The organism is Azonexus hydrophilus, from assembly GCF_905120355.1.
In the GTDB taxonomy this organism is placed as follows: domain Bacteria; phylum Pseudomonadota; class Gammaproteobacteria; order Burkholderiales; family Rhodocyclaceae; genus Azonexus.
In genome coordinates this window covers 70,713-87,802 of record NZ_CAJHOB010000005.1, presented here as the reverse complement: position 1 = coordinate 87,802, position 17,090 = coordinate 70,713, and the positions used below count along the sequence as shown (strand labels likewise).

Here is a 17,090-nt window from a genome sequence, read left to right as displayed (position 1 = left end):
TCAGTTACTCGCTTTCGGCGCAGTTTCGGCGGTGCTTGCTGCCGAAGCAGCTTCCGCCGCCGCTTTTTCTGCGGCTTTCTCCACCCCGCGCACATGCGCTTCGTTCAGGGCCTGCGCTGCTTCCGGCGGCATGTAGTTTTCGTCGTGTTTGGCCAGCACTTCCTGCGCCTTGAATACCCCGCTCTCCAGCATCCGTCCCTGCGCCACCGCGCCTTTTCCTTCCATGAACAGATCGGGCAGGATGCCCACGTAATCGACCGGAATATCATTCTCGGTATCGGTGATGATGAAGCGGATCGTCACCCCATCGGCCTGCCGCTGAATACTGGCTTCCTTGACCAGACCGCCGATGCGGAACAGCTTGTCGGCCGGCGCCTTGCCGTTTTTCACGTCAGTCGGCGAAATGTAGAGGGCAATATTGCTGTTCAACGCGTTCAGCACCAGGGCAGCGATGATGCCGAGCAGGGCGAGCGCCCCACCGATCAGGGCAAGTTTCTTGTGACGCAGCTTCATGCAGCAGGACTCCGTGATTCAGCGCGCTGTTCGGCACGCAACTGGCGCTTGAGACGCGCCACACTTGCCCGCTGGTTGCGGGCGACGAGGATGGGTTCGGCCACCATGACCAGGGCGGTAACGCCGAACGAACCCCAGACGTAGAGCCCGTACCCCCCCATGGCAAGAAAGTCGGCAAAACTGTTCCAGTAAATCATGCGTTTTCCTCGCTCAGCATCTTCCGCACCCATTCGGCGTTGCGCTCGCGCTCCAGCATCAGGGTGCGCACCCGGGCCAGCGCCACGGCGATGGCATACATCCAGAACGCCAGCGCCATCAGCAGCATGCCCCAGAGCATGATTTCGGCCATCGACGATTTGGTCAGGTTGACGCTGGAGCCCTGGTGCAGGGTGTTCCACCACTTCACCGAGAAGTAGATGATCGGAATATTGACCACGCCAACCAGCAGCAGGATGCCGCCGGCCTTGTCAGCCCGGCGCGGATCGTCAATCGCCGCCACCAGCGCCATGTAGCCGATGTAGAGAAAGAGCAGGATCAGTTCGGAGGTCAGGCGGGCATCCCAGACCCACCAGGTCCCCCACATCGGCTTGCCCCACAGGGCGCCGGTCCACAACGAGAGAAAGGCCATCAGCGCGCCGGTCGGCGCCAGCGCCTGCGCCATCATGCCCGACAGGCGGGTATTGAAGGCCAGCCCGATGGCGGCCCAGAAAGCCATCACCAGATAGATGAACATGCTCATCCATGAGGTTGGGACGTGGATGAAGATGATGCGGTAGCCCTCGCCCTGCTGGAAATCGGTGGGTGCCACCAGCATGCCGATATACAGGCCGACCAGCCCGAACAGCACGCCTGCCGCAGCAAACCAGGGAATCAGCTTGCCGGCAAGGGGATAAAAGGTGGCGGGGGAAGCGAAACGGTAGAGGTTGAAGCGATCGATCATTCGAGGGCAATTTTCAAGGCCGCGGCCGATGCCCAGGGGGCAAAGCCGATGGCGGCGGTGGTCATGGCAGCGAGCAACGATAGATGTCCATCCCCCCCGAGACCGGACACCGTGGCTTCAACTGCGCCAGCGCCGAATATTAACACCGGAATGTAGAGGGGGAGAACCAGGAGCGAGAGAAGGACGCCGCCGCCACGCAAGCCCAGCGTCAGCGCCGCACCGATGGCGCCGATACCGGACAGGGCCGGCGTGCCGATCAGGATGGTCAGGGTCAGCACCCACAAGGCATCGGCCGCAAGATCGAACTGCACCCCGAGAATTGGCGCAATCAGGGCCAGCGGCAGACCGGACACCAGCCAGTGAGCGATGGTTTTTCCAGTCACGATCAAGCCCAGCGGATAGGGCGAAAGTGCCAGCTGCTCCAGTGTGCCGTCGCGATGATCGTCGGCAAACAGACGCGGCAGGGACAGCATGGTGGCCAGCAATGCCGCCACCCACAGCACGCCGGGCGCGAGTTTGCGCAGCAGGTCGGTTTCCGGGCCGATCCCGAGCGGAAACAGGCTGACGACGATGACGAAAAAGAACAGCGCCGACACGATATCCGCCTGCCGGCGCATGGCCAGCTGCAAATCACGGGCTATCACGGAAAAAATGATCTTGAGCACGCTGTGTCCTGGTCGTCCTTAAATGTTCTTGTGCAGCATCGACTCAGCCAATGCGCAACTCCCGCACGGCACCGGCGGGAATCTCCACCGCCTGGTGCGTGGTCATGATCGCCATGCCACCGCGCTGCAAATGGGCGGAAATGATCTGCGCCAGCCAGTCCACCGCCGCCACATCGAGCGCCACGAAAGGTTCGTCGAGCACCCACAGGGGCCGCCGATCCACCACCAGCCGGGCCAGCGCCACCCGTCGTTTCTGCCCTTGCGACAGGTAGCGGCAGGGCAGATCCTCGCGCCCGGCCAGCCCCACCTGTGCCAGCGCGTCAAGCGCGGCATCCTCGTCCATGTCCTGGCCGGCAAAGCGCGCCGCATGGTGAAAGTTCTCCAGCGGCGTCAATTCTTCCTTGATTGCATTGTGATGGCCGAGATAGCACAGCGCGGCATGGTATTCGTCGCGCTGTTTGCCAATCGATTCTCCCTGCCAGCGAATGTCGCCGCTCTCCGGCGGCAGCAGCCCGATCAGCATGCGCAGCAGGCTGGTCTTGCCGGCGCCATTGCGCCCCTGCAGATAAATCAGTTCGCCCGGGGCCAGGGTAAAGCCGAGCCCGGCAAACAGGCGGTTGTCACCGCGCAGGCATTCCAGATTGTCAGCTTCGAGCATGGCAGAAGGGCAAGTGCCCGGATCAGGGTGGGCAAATTATGGAGGCGCCAGTGTACCGGCAGATTGAGGCGAATCAAACCGCAAAAATATCGCCCCGGCGCATGCCTCCTGGTACTTCCAGCACAGAAATCTCCTCGCGCCTGCCGAGCATCACGCCCGCACTCCCGCAACACCCCAGGCCGATAGCCCATTTTCCGCCCGAGGCCAGGCATATGCTCATACGTATTTCTTCGTTCTCGCGGCGCGGCACGCCCGGCACACTGCCCGCGTCATTCAGCTCCCCGCGAAGGAATTTCGTCATGCCGTTCACCGATCTTGTGCATTACCTCAACGCCGGCCGCACCGCCAAACCCGCCGGCCCGACCACCTTCAGCACGGCACAGGGCAGGGTGCTGGCCCATTTCGCCAACCTGCAACTGAGTTCGCAATTCCTGCCCATCGTCGATACCACCACCGGCCAGATCTACGGCCATGCCGCGCACCTGCAGGCCGTCAGCCTGCGGCACGGCACACCACTCGACCCGCACAGCGTTTTCGTGCTGCCCTACGATGATGAGGAATTCATCTACCTGGACCGCCTGGTGCGCACCTTGCATGCCCTCAATTACCTGCACCATCCGGAACGCAGCAACTTGCTGCTCAAGGTCCACCCTCGCCACGTACTCAACGTGCCGGCCAACCATGGCCAGGTTTTTGCCGCCTTGCTGCGCACCTGCGGCCTGAGCCCGCAGCAAGTCACCCTCGAACTTGAAGTCGGCGGCCTGCTTCCGGGCGACCCGGTGCAGCGAGCCATCACCAATTACCAGGCGCAGGGCTATCACCTCGCCATTCACCGTTTTGGCCGTGGCGATCCGAATGACGCCCTGCTCGAACAGTTGCGGCCGGACATCGTGCGCCTCGACGCCAGCCAACTCGAGTCGCCGCAGCGACTACGTGACATCGCCCGAAAAACCCGGGCCATCGGTGCCCGCCTCCTGCTAGAGGACGGCGCTACGCCGCATGACACCCCGCACGGCACCGGCGAGCTACGGCAAGCCCGACCGGAGGCTTGCAACACAGCGCTGCCGCAGGCCCGCAGCGAAGCTGCCAGGCTGAACGGACTCCGGCCCGCCGCCTGAAATAGCAGCGTCCCGGACCTCGCGAGGTCCGGGACGCATTGGTCTCCCGCTTGAGTTTTTGCGTTTGCCGCCGGTCAATCTCCGGTCAGGGATGCCGGCGGCCTGATTTCGTAGCCGCAGCGCTGAAGAAAGCGGATGGCCTGGTCGACCCGCCGGGCCTGCCGCCCAAGCCGGCTCGCTTCCTGCTGGCTGGTCAGCAGCAGGCCATGGGCCGCCAGCCAGTCGGCAATGATGTCGAGCCCCCGGGGCCCGAGACCACTCACCTTGAGCAAGCGCGCATGACCCAGGGCATGCACCTCCTCTGGCGTGAAGTCGGGACGCTCAAAGAGCTTGCTCAAAGCGTTGCGCTGCTTGGTCGGCAGGCAAGCAGGGCGTTTTTCGTGAGGACCGCCGCCAGCTGCCCGATCAACATCTACTGCCATCACCGTCACCGCCAATACTCAGGAACCCGCTCCCGTGCCCAGTACCGCCTCCACCACTGGAGGCCGCTCAAGCTGGGCCCGCTTCTGGCCATCACGTCGCACCGGCGGTTTCTCGGCGCGGACGCTCACCGTGACGGGCACGGGCTTGCGCAATTCCACCCCGGAGCGCCCGTCCGGCACCGGAACAGGGCTGGCCGCCAGCAAGGCGGAAAGTACAGTGGCGATCTGGCAAGTCATGGTTAACGGCTCCGGGTCATGTCGTGATGCCCGGAGCGTAAGGCAAGCGCCGGTGCAAATTAACGACGGAATCCGTATATGGATATACGCCGGCCCCGACCACGCAACACTCTCCAGGCCGGCACGAGGCGCCTGCGGGCACCTGCAGAAGCACCTGCGCCAACGCAGATATGCTTATCGAAAATAAATCGTTCTCTCCGCAGCACCGGCGCCCGAACATGCGCAGCCTCTGGCGCTGGCATTCAGGCGCCACCCCTGACGACAAGGAGAGAACATGCCCGTTTCACCCCGCAACCCGTGGCGCGCCACGTTACGCCCCCTGGCCATCGCCACGGCGTTGACCCTGGCCCAGCCGGCGCTGGCCCAGTACGCCTTGGACGGCAAGACTGCCGGCAAGATGGCCGATACAGCCGCCAGCGCCCTGGCCGCCCCGGATTCCATCGGCGAATTCGCCCGCCTGGTGGACCCGCAGACCCTGGCCGGCTGGGTCAGAGTGCTGACCCGCGCCGAAACCATTGAAGCCCTGCTCAAGCAGGGCAATGCGGAAAACATCAACCGCTGGGTGGACATCATGACCAACCCGGCCCTGGTGGCCAACGTGCTCAAGGCGGCCGACCCGACCCTGGCACAGCAGTGGGTGACGGGCTTTACCGACCCGAAATTTGTCGACGCCGCCCTCGGCCTGGCCGACAAACGGGTGCTGGAACAGTGGCTGAAGACCTTCACCGATCCCCGCCTGCTCAATGCCGCCCTGAAGCTGGGCGACCCGAAACTGACCAACGCCTGGATCAGCCTGCTCGGCAATCCGAAACTGATCGAAGCCAGCCTGAGCTGGGCTGATCCCAAATACATCAGCCAGCTGGCCCTGGTGTTCACCGACCCGAAGATCATCGAACCCCTGGCCAGGGTGGCGGACGCCAAGCTCTGGAGCCAGTGGCTGCTGGCCGCCGCCAATCCCAAGGTGGTGGATGCCTTCCTCAAGGTCGCCGACGACAAGGCCATTGCCGCCTACGTGAGCGCCTTCACCGATCCCCGCTTCCTCGACGCCCTGATCCGCTTCGCCGAGCCGGAGGCAGTGCGCGCCTGGCTCAAGCTCGCCACCGACCCGCGCCTGGTGGATGCCCTGCTGCGCTTTGCCGACCCGAAACTGCTGGGCCCGTGGATCGCCACCCTGACCCAGCCCAAGGTGGTGGATGCCATCGTCCAGACCACCGACCCGGTGCTGATCAACCAGTGGATCCTCTCCCTGACCCAGCCCGCCTTCATCGACAGCGTGCTGGCCTGGAGCGACCCGCGCATCAGCGCCCCCTACCTGAACGCCCTGACCCAGCCCCGGGTGCTCAACGCCCTGATGCTGTCCGCCGACCCCAAGCTGCTCGACACCAGCCTGCGCGCCCTGGCCCAGGGGCTGCGGGCTTCCGCCCAGAGCGCCCACGGCCTGCAGCAACGGGCCGCTGCCCAGAACACCCAGAAGAAAGGGAAATGACATGACCCGGCATTCCATCCCCCCGCGTTCCCTGGCCACGGCCCTCGCCCTGGCCTTCACCCTGGCCAGCGGTTCCGCCCTGGCCCAGTACGGCAGCGGCGCCCCCCAGCAGCAAACCGGCAAAGGCAGTTACACCCTGCCGGACAAATACCCGGTGCCCGTGCCGGAAGCCCGCCGGCACACGCCCAACACCATGCTCGACCCGATCACCCCAGAAGCCCGCAACCGCTTCGTGCAGAGCAGCCTGGCCCTGTCGCCCCTGTCGCTGCGGGACCTGATCAACCTGCTGGCCTACAAGGTGGAGGCCAAGCCCGGCCTCAGCTACGACGACGTGGTGGCCTCCATGAAGGCCCGGGCCAACAAGATCAACTTCAAGTTCGTCGGCGTGAACGCCATCTGGAAGGACGTGGCCGCCACCACCGGCAAGCCCACGCCGCGGGTGGAAATCTTCAACTTCTGCGACGCCAACATCGCCCGGGAACTGCTCGATTACAGCCTGGAATTCGTGATCTTCCTGCCCTGCCGCATCGCCGTGGTGGAAGACGCCAACCAGAAGATCTGGCTGGTGATGCTCGACTGGGACGTGCGCTGGGTGGATGACCTGCCCAACCCCGACCGTATTCCCGACGCCCTGCGCCAGGGCGCCATCCAGCTGCGCCAGGGCCTGGCGGACATCATCCAGGCCGGTGCCAACGGCGATCTGTAAGGAATGACCATGACTCCCTTCAAGCAATCCCTGTTCGCGGCCGCCGTCGGCGCCGCCCTGCTCGCCGGACAACCGGCCCTGGCGCAGAACAATCTGGCCGATCCGGCCCAGGTTCAGGCCATCGTCGGCCAGCTGGCCTCACCCGATGCGGGCAAGGTCGTTACCACTCAACAAGCGCAGCAATGGATCAAGGAACTCACCTCTCCAGCTTCGCTGGCCAAGGCTCTGCTGGGCCAGGACAAGGCCTATGTGGACGGCTGGCTGCAGCTCATCACCGACCCGCGCCTGATCGATGCCGCCCTGCAATCCGCCGATCCCGTGCTGCTCAACAGCTGGGCCACCGCCTTCACGGACCCGCGCCTGGCCGACACCCTGGCCCGGCTGGCCGACGACAAGCTGCTGGTGCGCTGGGTGGAAGCCGGCTTCTACCCGCCGGTGTTTGCAAACCTGATCGGCCGCAACGCCCAGGACAACCTGCTGCAGCGCTATGTGGAAACCCTCATCAACCCCAACACCATCGCCGTGGGCCTCAAGCTCTCCGACCCGGTGGTGGTGGAAAAGTGGCTGAACGTGGCCGCCAACCCCAAGCTGATCACCGCCCTGGGTAAGTTGGGCAACCCCCGCCTGGTGAATGCCTGGGTGCGCACCCTGACCCGCACCGAGACCGTCAATGGTCTGCTGCGCCTAGGCCAACCCGCCCTGCTGGAAAAATGGCTGACGGCGAGCACCACCCTGCTGCAGACCGATTTCATCGCCAAAAACCTGGAGCCGGAGAGCCTGGTGGCCTGGGCCAACGCCATGGTCAATCCGGAACTGATCCAGGCCCTGACCCAGCTGGCGGACGCCCGCCTCTCCGGACGCTGGGTGCAGGCCATGAGCGACCCCCAGGTCATCGCGGCCCTGTTCCAGAGCGTCACTCCGCAGACCCTGGCGGCCTTCTTCCGGGCGGCAGCCCAGGTGGGCAGCGGCCTGCCGGGCGAGAAGTCCGGCCAGAGCTATTGAGCGGAGGAAACGGTCTTGCAACGTCGCCACTTCCTCGCCGGCGGTCTCGCCCTGCTCAGCGCCTATCTGGCGCCGGGCGGGGCCTGGGCCAACAGCCCCGCCAGCCGCAACAGCAACGCCTTCAACGCCCGCAGCCCGGCCTCGGTCTACGCCGCCCTGGGCCTCAAGCCGCCCCGGGACAGCGATGCAATCCGCATCGTTGCGCCCGATGTGGCGGAAAACGGCGCCAATATCCCGGTGGAAATCCAGACCGACCTGCCGCAGGTGGAGCGGATTCTCCTGATCGGCGAGCGCAATCTATTCCCGCTCCTGGCCGATGCTAGCTTCAATCCCCGCCTGCAGCCCTGGTTCGAAGCCCGGATCAAGCTGGCGGAAACCTCGAAGCTGCACGTCCTGGTCCAGGCCAACGGCCAGCTCTACAGCAACAGCAGGACAGTGCGCGTCATTCTCGGCGGCTGCCTGCCCGGGTGAGGTAAACCATGAATAAATTCCCCATTCGCATGCGCGCCAGCCTGCAAAACGACCCGGACCACACGGCCCTGATCAAGGTGCTGCTCAACCACCCCATGCTCACTGGCCTGAGCAAGGACGAGCAGGGACGCCCCCGGCCGGCCCACTTCATCACCGAAATCGAGCTTTCCCTGAACGGGCAGCCGGTGGCCCGGGTACAGACCGGCTCCGGCATTGCCGCCGATCCCCTGTTCGGCTGGCGCCTCAAGGGCGTCAAGGCGGGCGACAAGGTCGGCATCGCCTGGCTGGACAACCAGGGCCAGCAACAGTCTTTTGAAACGACGGCGCAGTAAGGCGCCATTCCTGAAGGAGGTCCCATGAAAATCCGCACCATCCCCCTCACCCTGGCCCTGCTGGCAAGCAGTGCGGGCCTGGCCCAGGCCAGCGGCCTGCCCCAGACCCCGCCGCCCTACTTTGCCGCCAATTGCGCCAACTGCCACGGCACCGACGGCAAATCCACCGCCGCCATTCCCGGTATCGCCGGCAAGGACAAGGACTGGCTGGAAGAAGTCCTGAAGGCCTACAAGCAAGGCACCCGCCCCGCCACCATCATGCACCAGCTGGCCAAGGGCTATACCGACGAAGAAATCGCCATCCTGGCGGACTACTTTTCCAGGCAGAAATAAGGGAGACCCGCCATGAACAAATTCAATCCTGAACGTCGCCGCCTGCTGCAAGGCATCGGCGCCAGCGCTGCCTTTGCTGCCGTCCCTGGCACCGCCCTGGCCGCCAAGGGCAAGAAGCCCGTGGGCCGGGTGGTGGTGATCGGCGCCGGTTTCGGCGGCGCCACCGCCGCCAAATACCTGCGCAAGTGGAGCCATGGCGCCATCGAGGTGGTGCTGATCGAACGCCAGAAGGAATTCATCTCCTGCCCCACCTCCAACGAAGTGCTGGCAGGACACCGCAAGTTCGAAACCACGGTGCACAGCTACTACAACCTGAAGAAGCACTGGGGCATCAAGGTGGTGACCGCCAGCGTCACCGATGTGGATACGGAGAAGCGCGTCGTCAAGACTGACAAGGCCGGGGATTTCAGCTACGACCGGCTGGTGCTTTCCCCCGGCTTCGACTTCAACTACGACAGCATCGCCGGCTACGACGAGAAGGCCCGGGAAACCGTGCTGCACGCCTGGAAAGCCGGCCCCCAGACCCTGGCGCTGCGCAAACAACTGGAAGACCTGCCGGACGGCGGCACCTATGTGCTCTCCATCCCCAAGGCTCCCTACCGCTGCCCCCCCGGCCCCTATGAGCGGGCCAGCCTGATCGCCTCCTACTTCAAGGAGCACAAGCCCAAATCCAAGGTACTGGTGCTGGACGCCAACGACAAGATCATCTCCAAGGAAAAGCTCTTCCTCAGCGTCTGGGAGAAAGACTACAAGGAGATCATCGAGTACCGGCCCAAGTGGAACGTAGTGGCCCTGGACGCGGCCAGCCGCACGGTCACCAGTGAGCTGGGGGAAAAGGTGACGGGGGACGTGCTCAACATCCTGCCCCAGCAACGCGCCGCCGACATCGCCCGCAAGATCGGCGTAGTCAATGTGAACGACCGCTGGGCCGAGGTGAACTGGATCACCCTGGAATCCACCGCCGTGCCGAAGGTGCATGTACTGGGCGACACCCTCTCCGCCGCGCCCCTGATGCCCAAGTCGGGCCACATGGCCAACCAGCACGGCAAGGCCGTGGCCGCCGCCATTGTGGAAATCTTCTCCGGCCGGGAACCGCAACCCACCCTGATGGCCAACACCTGTTATTCCATGGTCGATGGCAAGCGGGCCATCCATGTCGATTCGGTGCACCGCTACCACCCGGAAAAGAAGGTGCCCCTGGTGGTCGAAGGTTCCGGCGGCGTCTCCAAGGAAGCGTCGGTGGAAGAAGGCATCTACACCCGGGCCTGGGCCACCACCATCTGGAAGGACGTGCTCGGCTGACCCTCCCGTGCGGAGCCCCGCCGGCAGCCATTAGCCGGCGGGAGCGAAACGTTCAGGCGTCCCCTGTCGATCGGGAACGCCGATTGAAGGCGAGGATGCCGCCACAAAAACCGGCGACAAACACCATGGCCGGCAAAAATCCACCTCCCAGCCCAACCAGGGCAGGGCCGGGGCAAATGCCGGACAGTCCCCAGCCAATACCAAACAGCACACTACCGAACACCAGCCGGCGGTCCACCCGGGCGCTGACCGGCAGGGCCAGCGGCAAACCCAACCAGGTTCGGGATCGCTGCCGGGCCCAGAAGAAAAAGGGCATGGCGACGCCGATCGCCCCCGCCATGGTGAACGCCAGCGAAGGGTCCCAGGCCCCGGAAATGTCCAGAAACCCCTGCACCTTGGCCGGATTGCTCATGCCCGACAGCAGCAGTCCCAGGCCGAAAATGAGTCCACTCAAGCACGCTAGCAGCAAGCTCATGACACGCCTCCCGGCAGATGGCGCAGCAGCGCCACAGTCAGCATGGCGCTACCCATGAACACCAGCACCGCCACCAGGGAGCGGGGCGACAAGCGTGCCAGGCCGCAGACACCGTGGCCGCTGGTACACCCGTTGGCCATGCGGGTGCCGTAACCCACCAGCACACCCGCCACCAGCAACAGCAGCCACTGTCCTGGCGCAGTAATGTCAGCGTCAGGGAACGCTGGCTGCCCGGGACGCAAGGTCCGCAGCAACCAGGGGCTGAACAACAGGCCGAGAAAAAAAGCCCAGCGCCAGCGATTTTCTGCCGCAAATGGCTGCAACAAGCCGGCAAATATGCCGCTGATCCCGGCAATCCGGCCCAGGCCGGTCAACAGCAGGGCAGCGGCCAGACCAATCAGCCCCCCACCGGCCAGCGCCGACCACGGCGTGAAGTGCGGCCAGTCGATAATCATGGTATCGCCCATTCCGGATCAAACGAAAATGCATGCGATGCCGTAGCGGCCTGTGCTGGAGCACGCCACAGTGCGGCAGCAGGACGGGCGTAGAAATAGCCCTGCAACCAGTCGGCCCCGGCATCGACCGCCAGCTGGTGCTGCGTCCGGTTCTCTATACCTTCGCATACCACCGTGGCACCGAGTTCGTGGATGATCTCCACCAGTTTCGGCAGCACCCGCCGCGCCCGGGAATTAGCTTCCGCCTGCACCATCAGCGAGCGATCCAGCTTGACGATGTCCGGGCTGAGCTGCCAGAGGCGATCGAAATTGGAATGCGCGCAACCAAAATCGTCGATCGCCACCCGATACCCCCGGCTGCGATAACCGCTCACCGCTTCCTGCAAACATCCCAGATCATCGATGCGCGCTTCCAGGATTTCCAGCACGACGCGCTCCGGGGTCAGGCCACACACCTTGAGCAGGGATTCAAACGTCTGACCATGGTTGGAAGCTGCCAGCAGGTGACGCCCTTCAATATTCAGGAAGAGGTCACCCGACGGCGCCTGCCGCACGAAATTGCCCGCATGAACCACCCGGCACAACCGGTCGAGAAACAGCATTTCCTGCGCATTGCAGGGAAAAGCAAATACCTCGCCGGGCAGCAGTGACCGTCCCTGGCAATCGGCCGCCCGCAGCAGTGCCTCGTGCGCGACCGGCTGCCCGGAATGGCTGGAGAACAGAGGCTGAAAGACGCTTTTCAGCGCCAGCCCGCGAAAATGACCGCTGATCTCGCCCGCCTGCAGACGCAGGCAGGAATCATCGTCCTCGGCGCCACGGAGCGCATCAAAATAGTGCAACAGGGTATTCACTGCAGCGGCAACCTCCATGCTCACCCTTGTTCGCCCCGGCCATTCTGGCGGATGGCCTCCTTGACCACGGCTTCGGACAAGTCCGGCGATACCTTCTCGATAAAGGCATAGGTGTAGCTGCGCAACCAGGCCCCTTTACGCACGGCCAGGCGAGTCGTGTTGAGCGGAAACAGGTCTTCCGCCTGCAACAACGCCAGACCGCGATCATGCTCCGGGTCAAAGGCCATGGAGGCCACTAGCCCCACGCCCAGCCCCAGACCGACATAGGTCTTGATCACATCGGCGTCGATGGCCGACAGCACCACATCGGGCACGATGCCGGCACTGGCAAACGCCTGGTCGATATGGGAGCGGCCGGTAAAACCCGCGTGGTAGGTGATGATGGGGTAGTCACTCAGGACATCCAGCGTCAGCTTGTCGACCTGCTGCAGCGGATGCCCTTGTGGCACGATCACCGCATGCCGCCACTGATAGCAGGGAAATGTCGCCAGATCGTCATTGCCCTCCAGCCCTTCGGTGGCGATCCCAACATCGGCTTCACCGGCAGCCAGCATTTCGCCGATCTCGCGCGGGCTGCCCTGCAGCAGCGTCAGGTGCACCTTGGGGTAATCCTGCTTGAACCACTTGATCACCTTGGGCAGGGCGTAACGCGCCTGAGTGTGCGTGGTCGCCACCACGAAATGGCCGGTTTCCCGGCTGGCAAACTGGTCGGCGATGCGGCGCAGGTTCTGGGTGTCGAGCAGAATGCGTTCAACCACTCCAGCCAGTTCCTGACCGGGGCCCGTCAGGCCAAGCAGGCGCTTGCCACGACGCTCGAAAATCTCCACCCCCAGTTCGTCCTCAAGATCCTTGATGTGCTTGGACACCCCCGGCTGAGAGGTAAATAAGGCGTTGGCCACTTCCGTCAGATTGAAATCCTGGCGAATGGCTTCGCGCACGATGCGCAGTTGTTGCAAGTTCATCTCAGACTCCCGTGTGCTCGAACACCTTGAGCCGCGACGGCACCAGGCGCACTTGCTGGCCCTCGGCCGGCCCCTGCTGCAACACTTGCTCCCGCGTCAGTTCGACCTCGAAATGCTGACCGCTGGCGCCATTGACGCCATCGAGCTCGATCCGGGCGGTCACACCAAAAGCCAGGATGCGCGATATTTTTGCCGCCACCCCTTCACCCGCGCCGACGTCGGGCAGAATCATCAGTTCGTGCGGGCGTGCAAAAGCCACCACCGACGCGCCCTGCGCCAGGGTCTGGGCAAAATCGTCCGGCTGGCGCTGCAACACATCCTCACCGACGCGGATCAGGCCATCCTCGGTGCGACCGTGGAAATGATTCACCGCCCCCAGAAAACTGTACACAAAAGGCGTCGCCGGATGCCGATACACCTCTTCCGGCGTACCGATCTGCTCGACATGACCGTGATCCATCAGCACCACCCGGTCCGCCACTTCCAGCGCCTCTTCCTGATCGTGGGTGACGAAGATCGAGGTGATATGCAGCTCGTCGTGCAGACGCCGCAGCCAGCGCCGCAGTTCCTTGCGCACTTTGGCATCGAGCGCGCCAAACGGCTCGTCGAGCAGGAGCACACGGGGTTCCACCGCCAACGCCCGGGCCAGCGCGATCCGCTGGCGCTGCCCCCCGGACAACTGCGCCGGGAAACGGTCGGCCAGCCAATCCAGCTGCACCAGATTGAGCAATTCATGCACCTTGTCCCGGATTTTCGCCGCCGACGGCCGCTGAGCACGCGGCTTCATGCGCATGCCAAAGGCGACGTTATCAAACACCGTCATGTGCTTGAACAGCGCGTAGTGCTGGAACACAAACCCCACCTGACGCTCGCGCACATGGGTCGCGGAAGCATCTTCGCCTTCAAGCAGCACCTGGCCGGAATCAGCCTGCTCCAGTCCGGCAATGATGCGCAGCAGGGTGGTCTTCCCGCAACCGGAGGGACCGAGCAGGGCAACCAGTTCACCAGTCGGAAAGTCGAGGCTGATATTGTCGAGCGCGACAAAATTGCCGAAGGACTTGTGAATGTTCTTGACTTCAATGCTCATGATGCGGATTCCTGCTGGGATGTGCCATAGGTGGTGCGGTAACTGCGTGCCGCCTGATATTCGATCCAGTTCTTGATGACCAGGGTGACCAGCGCCAGCATGGCCAGCAGCGAAGCCACGGCAAACGCCGCCGAAAACATGTATTCGTTGTAGAGGATTTCGACGTGCAGCGGCAGGGTGTTGGTCTGGCCGCGTATATGCCCCGAAACCACGCTGACGGCACCAAACTCGCCCACCGCCCGGGCGTTGGTGAGGATCACGCCATAGAGCAGCCCCCACTTGATATTGGGCAGGGTGACATACCAGAAGGTCTGCCAGCCATTGGCACCCAGCACCACCGCCGCTTCTTCCTCTTCCTTGCCCTGCGCCTGCATCAGCGGGATCAGCTCGCGGGCAACGAAGGGAAAGGTGACGAACACGGTGGCCAGCACGATGCCGGGCACGGCGAAGATGATCTTGATGTCGTTGTCGAACAACCACGGCCCCAACCAGCCCTGGGCCCCGAAAATCAGCACAAAGACCAGACCGGCAATCACCGGCGACACCGAAAACGGCAGATCGATCAGGGTAATGAGGAAGTGCTTGCCGCGAAATTCAAACTTGGCAATCGCCCAGGCTGCCGCCACCCCGAACACCAGGTTGAGCGGTACCGAAATCAGCGCCGCCAGCAGGGTCAGCCGGACCGCCGACAAGGCATCCGGATCGGTCAGGGCCGTCAGATAGGTTTCCCACCCCTTGCGGAAGGCTTCGACAAAGACTGCCAGCAGAGGCAGCAGCAGGAAAATGGCGAAGAAAGTCAGCGCGAGGCCGATGATCGTCCATTTGACCAGCGGGGTTTCGCGCGTCGCCGCCTTGCCCTCGAAACGGGCGGCATGGTCGCCGCCCACATGCAGTGCCACAGCGCCAGCCATCAGCGATCCCTCCCGGTACGTTTGGCGGTCCAAGCCTGCAAGCCATTGATGATCAGCAGCAGGACGAAGGAAAAGACGAGCATGACCGACGCAATCGCCGTCGCCCCGACATAGTCGTACTGCTCCAGCTTGGTGATAATCATCAGCGGCGTGATCTCCGACACCATCGGCAGATTGCCGGCGATGAAGATGACCGAACCGTACTCGCCGACAGCGCGGGCAAACGCCAGTGCAAAACCGGTCAGCAACGCCGGCAGGAGGATCGGCAGGGTCACGTGGCGAAAGGTCTGCCAGCGCTGCGCGCCGAGGCTGGCCGCCGCTTCTTCCAGTTCGGTATCAAGATCTTCCAGAATCGGCTGCACCGTGCGGACAACGAAGGGCAAGCCAATGAACACCAGCGCCACCAGCACGCCGAGCGGCGTAAACGCCACCTTGATGCCGAGCGGCTCAAGATACTGGCCAAGCCAGCCATTGCGGGCATAGAGCGCGGTCAAGGCAATGCCGGCCACCGCCGTCGGCAGGGCGAACGGCAGATCGACCAGGGCATCGACCAGCTTCTTGCCGGGAAAGGAGTAGCGCACCAGCGCCCAGGCCAGCAGCAGGCCAAACACAGCATTGATGCCCGCCGCCAGGAAAGAGGCGCCAAACGAGAGTTTGTAGGAGGCCACCACCCGGTCGGCACTGACCACCTGCCAGAACTCGTCGAAACTCATGCTCGCCGTTTTCAGGAACACCGCCGTCAGCGGAATCAGCACGATCAGCGACAGATAGCCGATGGTGTAGCCCAGCGTCAGGTTGAAGCCGGGCAACACGCTTGATTTTTTTAGCGTCGCCATCAGCGTGTCACAACAGCAAATACGCCCGGACGAATCGCCAGGGTGCTAGGAAATTTCTTCAGGGGCATGCGCTTCTCCGGGGCACGGGGTGAAAAAGTGTAGGGCTTCTGAATTCAACGAAAAAGAATAAACAGGTCATTGCTTATTCCCTGGTCAAACAAGGCAGGGACTTTGCCCTGCCTTGGCAACCACTTCGTTCAGCGACGCGTAAAGATCTGGTCGAACACCCCGCCGTCCTTGAAATGCACTTCCTTGGCCTTGCTCCAGCCACCAAACGCCTCATCCACGGTGAACAAGGTTACGGCTGGGAACTGTTTGGCGTACTTCTTCGCCACCTTGTCGAGCGTCGGCCGGTAGTAGTTGCGGGCCGCAATTTCCTGGCCCGCCTCGCTATACAGGTACTCGAGATAAGCCTGCGCCACCTGGCGGGTCCCTTTCTTGTCCACGTTCTTGTCGACAATCGCCACCGGCGGCTGAGCCAGCACCGACAGCGACGGCACGATGATGTCGAACTTGTCCGGACCAAGCTCCTTGACCGCCAGGAAGGCTTCGTTCTCCCACGACAGGAAAACATCGCCAATACCGCGTTCGACGAAGGTGATGGTCGAACCGCGGGCACCGGAATCCAGTACCGGCACGTTTTTGTACAGGTTGGCGACGAATTCCTTCGCCTTCGCCTCGCTGCCATAGGTGCGCTTGGCGAATTCCCAGGCAGCCAGATAGTTCCACTGTGCACCGCCGGAAGTCTTCGGATTCGGCGTAATCACCGCCACCCCGGGCTTGACCAGATCGCCCCAATCCTTGATGCCTTTCGGATTGCCCTTGCGCACCAGGAAAACGATGGTCGAGGTATAAGGCGTGGACGCCAGCGGCAGCCGCTTCTGCCAGTCCGCCGGCAACAACCGCGCCTTCTCGGCAATGGCATCGATATCCCCCGCCAGCGCCAGGGTCACCACATCGGCATCCACCCCATCAATCACCGACCGCGCCTGCTTGCCGGAACCGCCATGCGACTGTTTAACCACTACCTCCTGGCCACTCTTGCCCTTCCAGTACTTGGTAAAAGCCGGGTTGAATTCCTGATACAGCTCCCGGGTTGGGTCGTAAGACACATTGAGCAGGGTCGTTTGCGCCTGCGCCAGGGAAAAATTGAGCAGACCGGCCGCGAACAGGCCGACCAGAAGAGATTTGCGTTGCATGCTGCGCTCCGTTTCGTTAAGACGAGCGCCAGTCTAGAAAGCGCCAGCATGGCGCGGAACGATTGATTTCTGATTTGCTTATTCAGGGAAGCGCGGGGCGCCCTCGATCATTTTTCACTTCGGCATCAA

The 17,090-nt window shown here is 63.3% G+C and carries 24 protein-coding genes; 8 read left to right on the top strand and 16 right to left on the bottom strand.

Going from position 1 to position 17,090, the window contains the following annotated elements:
- The 6 genes from ccmE to JYJ39_RS05290 all read right to left on the bottom strand — a co-directional run bounded on the left by ccmE (nt 1) and on the right by JYJ39_RS05290 (nt 3,077).
- Complete coding sequence (gene ccmE / locus JYJ39_RS05315) at nt 1–513, bottom strand: cytochrome c maturation protein CcmE (protein WP_205202679.1); 513 nt, start codon at nt 511–513, stop codon at nt 1–3.
- Nucleotides 510–710: a heme exporter protein CcmD gene (gene ccmD, locus JYJ39_RS05310; RefSeq protein WP_205202677.1), complete on the bottom strand. Its 201-nt coding sequence runs from the start codon at nt 708–710 to the stop codon at nt 510–512. Before ccmD ends, ccmE begins: the two co-directional genes overlap by 4 nt.
- Nucleotides 707–1,453: a heme ABC transporter permease CcmC gene (gene ccmC, locus JYJ39_RS05305; RefSeq protein WP_205202676.1), complete on the bottom strand. Its 747-nt coding sequence runs from the start codon at nt 1,451–1,453 to the stop codon at nt 707–709. Before ccmC ends, ccmD begins: the two co-directional genes overlap by 4 nt.
- Complete coding sequence (gene ccmB, locus JYJ39_RS05300; RefSeq protein ID WP_205202675.1) at nt 1,450–2,118, bottom strand: heme exporter protein CcmB; 669 nt, start codon at nt 2,116–2,118, stop codon at nt 1,450–1,452. Before ccmB ends, ccmC begins: the two co-directional genes overlap by 4 nt.
- A 43-nt stretch (nt 2,119–2,161) precedes the next feature.
- On the bottom strand, nt 2,162–2,776 hold the full coding sequence (gene ccmA, locus JYJ39_RS05295) for a cytochrome c biogenesis heme-transporting ATPase CcmA (protein WP_205202674.1): 615 nt from the start codon (nt 2,774–2,776) through the stop codon (nt 2,162–2,164).
- 73 nt (nt 2,777–2,849) lie between these two features.
- Nucleotides 2,850–3,077 carry a hypothetical protein gene (locus tag JYJ39_RS05290; RefSeq protein WP_205202673.1) on the bottom strand — a complete coding sequence of 76 codons (228 nt, stop codon included), beginning with the start codon at nt 3,075–3,077 and terminating at the stop codon, nt 2,850–2,852.
- On the opposite strand from JYJ39_RS05290, the gene JYJ39_RS05285 reads away from it, so the two are divergent.
- Nucleotides 3,076–3,894: an EAL domain-containing protein gene (locus JYJ39_RS05285; protein WP_205202672.1), complete on the top strand. Its 819-nt coding sequence runs from the start codon at nt 3,076–3,078 to the stop codon at nt 3,892–3,894. The genes JYJ39_RS05290 and JYJ39_RS05285 overlap by 2 nt on opposite strands.
- A 74-nt stretch (nt 3,895–3,968) precedes the next feature.
- Here JYJ39_RS05285 and JYJ39_RS05280 read toward each other — a convergent pair whose 3' ends face one another.
- Together JYJ39_RS05280 and JYJ39_RS05275 are read right to left on the bottom strand one after the other, a co-directional pair.
- Nucleotides 3,969–4,316, bottom strand: coding sequence for a hypothetical protein (locus JYJ39_RS05280; protein WP_205202671.1), 348 nt, complete (start codon nt 4,314–4,316; stop codon nt 3,969–3,971).
- Nucleotides 4,317–4,334: 18 nt separating this feature from the next.
- Nucleotides 4,335–4,553 carry a hypothetical protein gene (locus JYJ39_RS05275; RefSeq protein WP_205202670.1) on the bottom strand — a complete coding sequence of 73 codons (219 nt, stop codon included), beginning with the start codon at nt 4,551–4,553 and terminating at the stop codon, nt 4,335–4,337.
- A gap of 274 nt (nt 4,554–4,827) precedes the next feature.
- Between JYJ39_RS05275 and JYJ39_RS05270 the strand changes: the two genes are divergently transcribed.
- From JYJ39_RS05270 to JYJ39_RS05240, 7 genes are read left to right on the top strand one after another with little or no spacing between them, the layout of a single operon-like run.
- Nucleotides 4,828–6,039, top strand: coding sequence for a hypothetical protein (locus tag JYJ39_RS05270; RefSeq protein ID WP_205202669.1), 1,212 nt, complete (start codon nt 4,828–4,830; stop codon nt 6,037–6,039).
- A gap of 1 nt (nt 6,040) precedes the next feature.
- The gene (locus JYJ39_RS05265) at nt 6,041–6,745 is read left to right on the top strand and encodes a DUF302 domain-containing protein (RefSeq protein WP_205202667.1); all 705 of its coding nucleotides are present in this window, start codon (nt 6,041–6,043) and stop codon (nt 6,743–6,745) included.
- Nucleotides 6,746–6,754: 9 nt separating this feature from the next.
- Nucleotides 6,755–7,747: a hypothetical protein gene (locus JYJ39_RS05260; RefSeq protein WP_205202665.1), complete on the top strand. Its 993-nt coding sequence runs from the start codon at nt 6,755–6,757 to the stop codon at nt 7,745–7,747.
- 15 nt (nt 7,748–7,762) lie between these two features.
- Nucleotides 7,763–8,218 carry a thiosulfate oxidation carrier protein SoxY gene (locus JYJ39_RS05255; RefSeq protein WP_205202663.1) on the top strand — a complete coding sequence of 152 codons (456 nt, stop codon included), beginning with the start codon at nt 7,763–7,765 and terminating at the stop codon, nt 8,216–8,218.
- Nucleotides 8,219–8,226: 8 nt separating this feature from the next.
- Nucleotides 8,227–8,550, top strand: coding sequence for a thiosulfate oxidation carrier complex protein SoxZ (gene soxZ / locus JYJ39_RS05250; RefSeq protein WP_205202661.1), 324 nt, complete (start codon nt 8,227–8,229; stop codon nt 8,548–8,550).
- A gap of 24 nt (nt 8,551–8,574) precedes the next feature.
- Nucleotides 8,575–8,883: a c-type cytochrome gene (locus JYJ39_RS05245; protein WP_205202659.1), complete on the top strand. Its 309-nt coding sequence runs from the start codon at nt 8,575–8,577 to the stop codon at nt 8,881–8,883.
- Nucleotides 8,884–8,895: 12 nt separating this feature from the next.
- On the top strand, nt 8,896–10,185 hold the full coding sequence (locus JYJ39_RS05240) for an NAD(P)/FAD-dependent oxidoreductase (protein ID WP_205202657.1): 1,290 nt from the start codon (nt 8,896–8,898) through the stop codon (nt 10,183–10,185).
- 52 nt (nt 10,186–10,237) lie between these two features.
- Here JYJ39_RS05240 and JYJ39_RS05235 read toward each other — a convergent pair whose 3' ends face one another.
- The 8 genes from JYJ39_RS05235 to JYJ39_RS05200 all read right to left on the bottom strand — a co-directional run bounded on the left by JYJ39_RS05235 (nt 10,238) and on the right by JYJ39_RS05200 (nt 16,961).
- Entirely contained in the window at nt 10,238–10,660 is a 423-nt protein-coding gene (locus tag JYJ39_RS05235) for a DUF6691 family protein (protein ID WP_205202656.1), read from the bottom strand.
- Complete coding sequence (locus JYJ39_RS05230) at nt 10,657–11,115, bottom strand: YeeE/YedE family protein (protein WP_205202655.1); 459 nt, start codon at nt 11,113–11,115, stop codon at nt 10,657–10,659. Before JYJ39_RS05230 ends, JYJ39_RS05235 begins: the two co-directional genes overlap by 4 nt.
- The gene (locus JYJ39_RS05225; protein WP_205202848.1) at nt 11,112–11,984 is read right to left on the bottom strand and encodes an EAL domain-containing protein; all 873 of its coding nucleotides are present in this window, start codon (nt 11,982–11,984) and stop codon (nt 11,112–11,114) included. The genes JYJ39_RS05230 and JYJ39_RS05225 overlap by 4 nt, the downstream gene beginning before the upstream one ends.
- 2 nt (nt 11,985–11,986) lie before the next feature.
- Complete coding sequence (locus JYJ39_RS05220) at nt 11,987–12,928, bottom strand: CysB family HTH-type transcriptional regulator (RefSeq protein ID WP_205202654.1); 942 nt, start codon at nt 12,926–12,928, stop codon at nt 11,987–11,989.
- A gap of 1 nt (nt 12,929) precedes the next feature.
- Nucleotides 12,930–14,015: a sulfate/molybdate ABC transporter ATP-binding protein gene (locus JYJ39_RS05215; RefSeq protein WP_205202653.1), complete on the bottom strand. Its 1,086-nt coding sequence runs from the start codon at nt 14,013–14,015 to the stop codon at nt 12,930–12,932.
- Nucleotides 14,012–14,926: a sulfate ABC transporter permease subunit CysW gene (gene cysW / locus JYJ39_RS05210; protein ID WP_205202652.1), complete on the bottom strand. Its 915-nt coding sequence runs from the start codon at nt 14,924–14,926 to the stop codon at nt 14,012–14,014. The genes JYJ39_RS05215 and cysW overlap by 4 nt, the downstream gene beginning before the upstream one ends.
- Nucleotides 14,926–15,762 carry a sulfate ABC transporter permease subunit CysT gene (gene cysT, locus JYJ39_RS05205; RefSeq protein WP_205202651.1) on the bottom strand — a complete coding sequence of 279 codons (837 nt, stop codon included), beginning with the start codon at nt 15,760–15,762 and terminating at the stop codon, nt 14,926–14,928. The genes cysW and cysT overlap by 1 nt, the downstream gene beginning before the upstream one ends.
- Before the next feature lie 197 nt (nt 15,763–15,959).
- Entirely contained in the window at nt 15,960–16,961 is a 1,002-nt protein-coding gene (locus JYJ39_RS05200; RefSeq protein ID WP_205202650.1) for a sulfate ABC transporter substrate-binding protein, read from the bottom strand.
- Between the last annotated feature and the right edge of the window lie 129 nt (nt 16,962–17,090).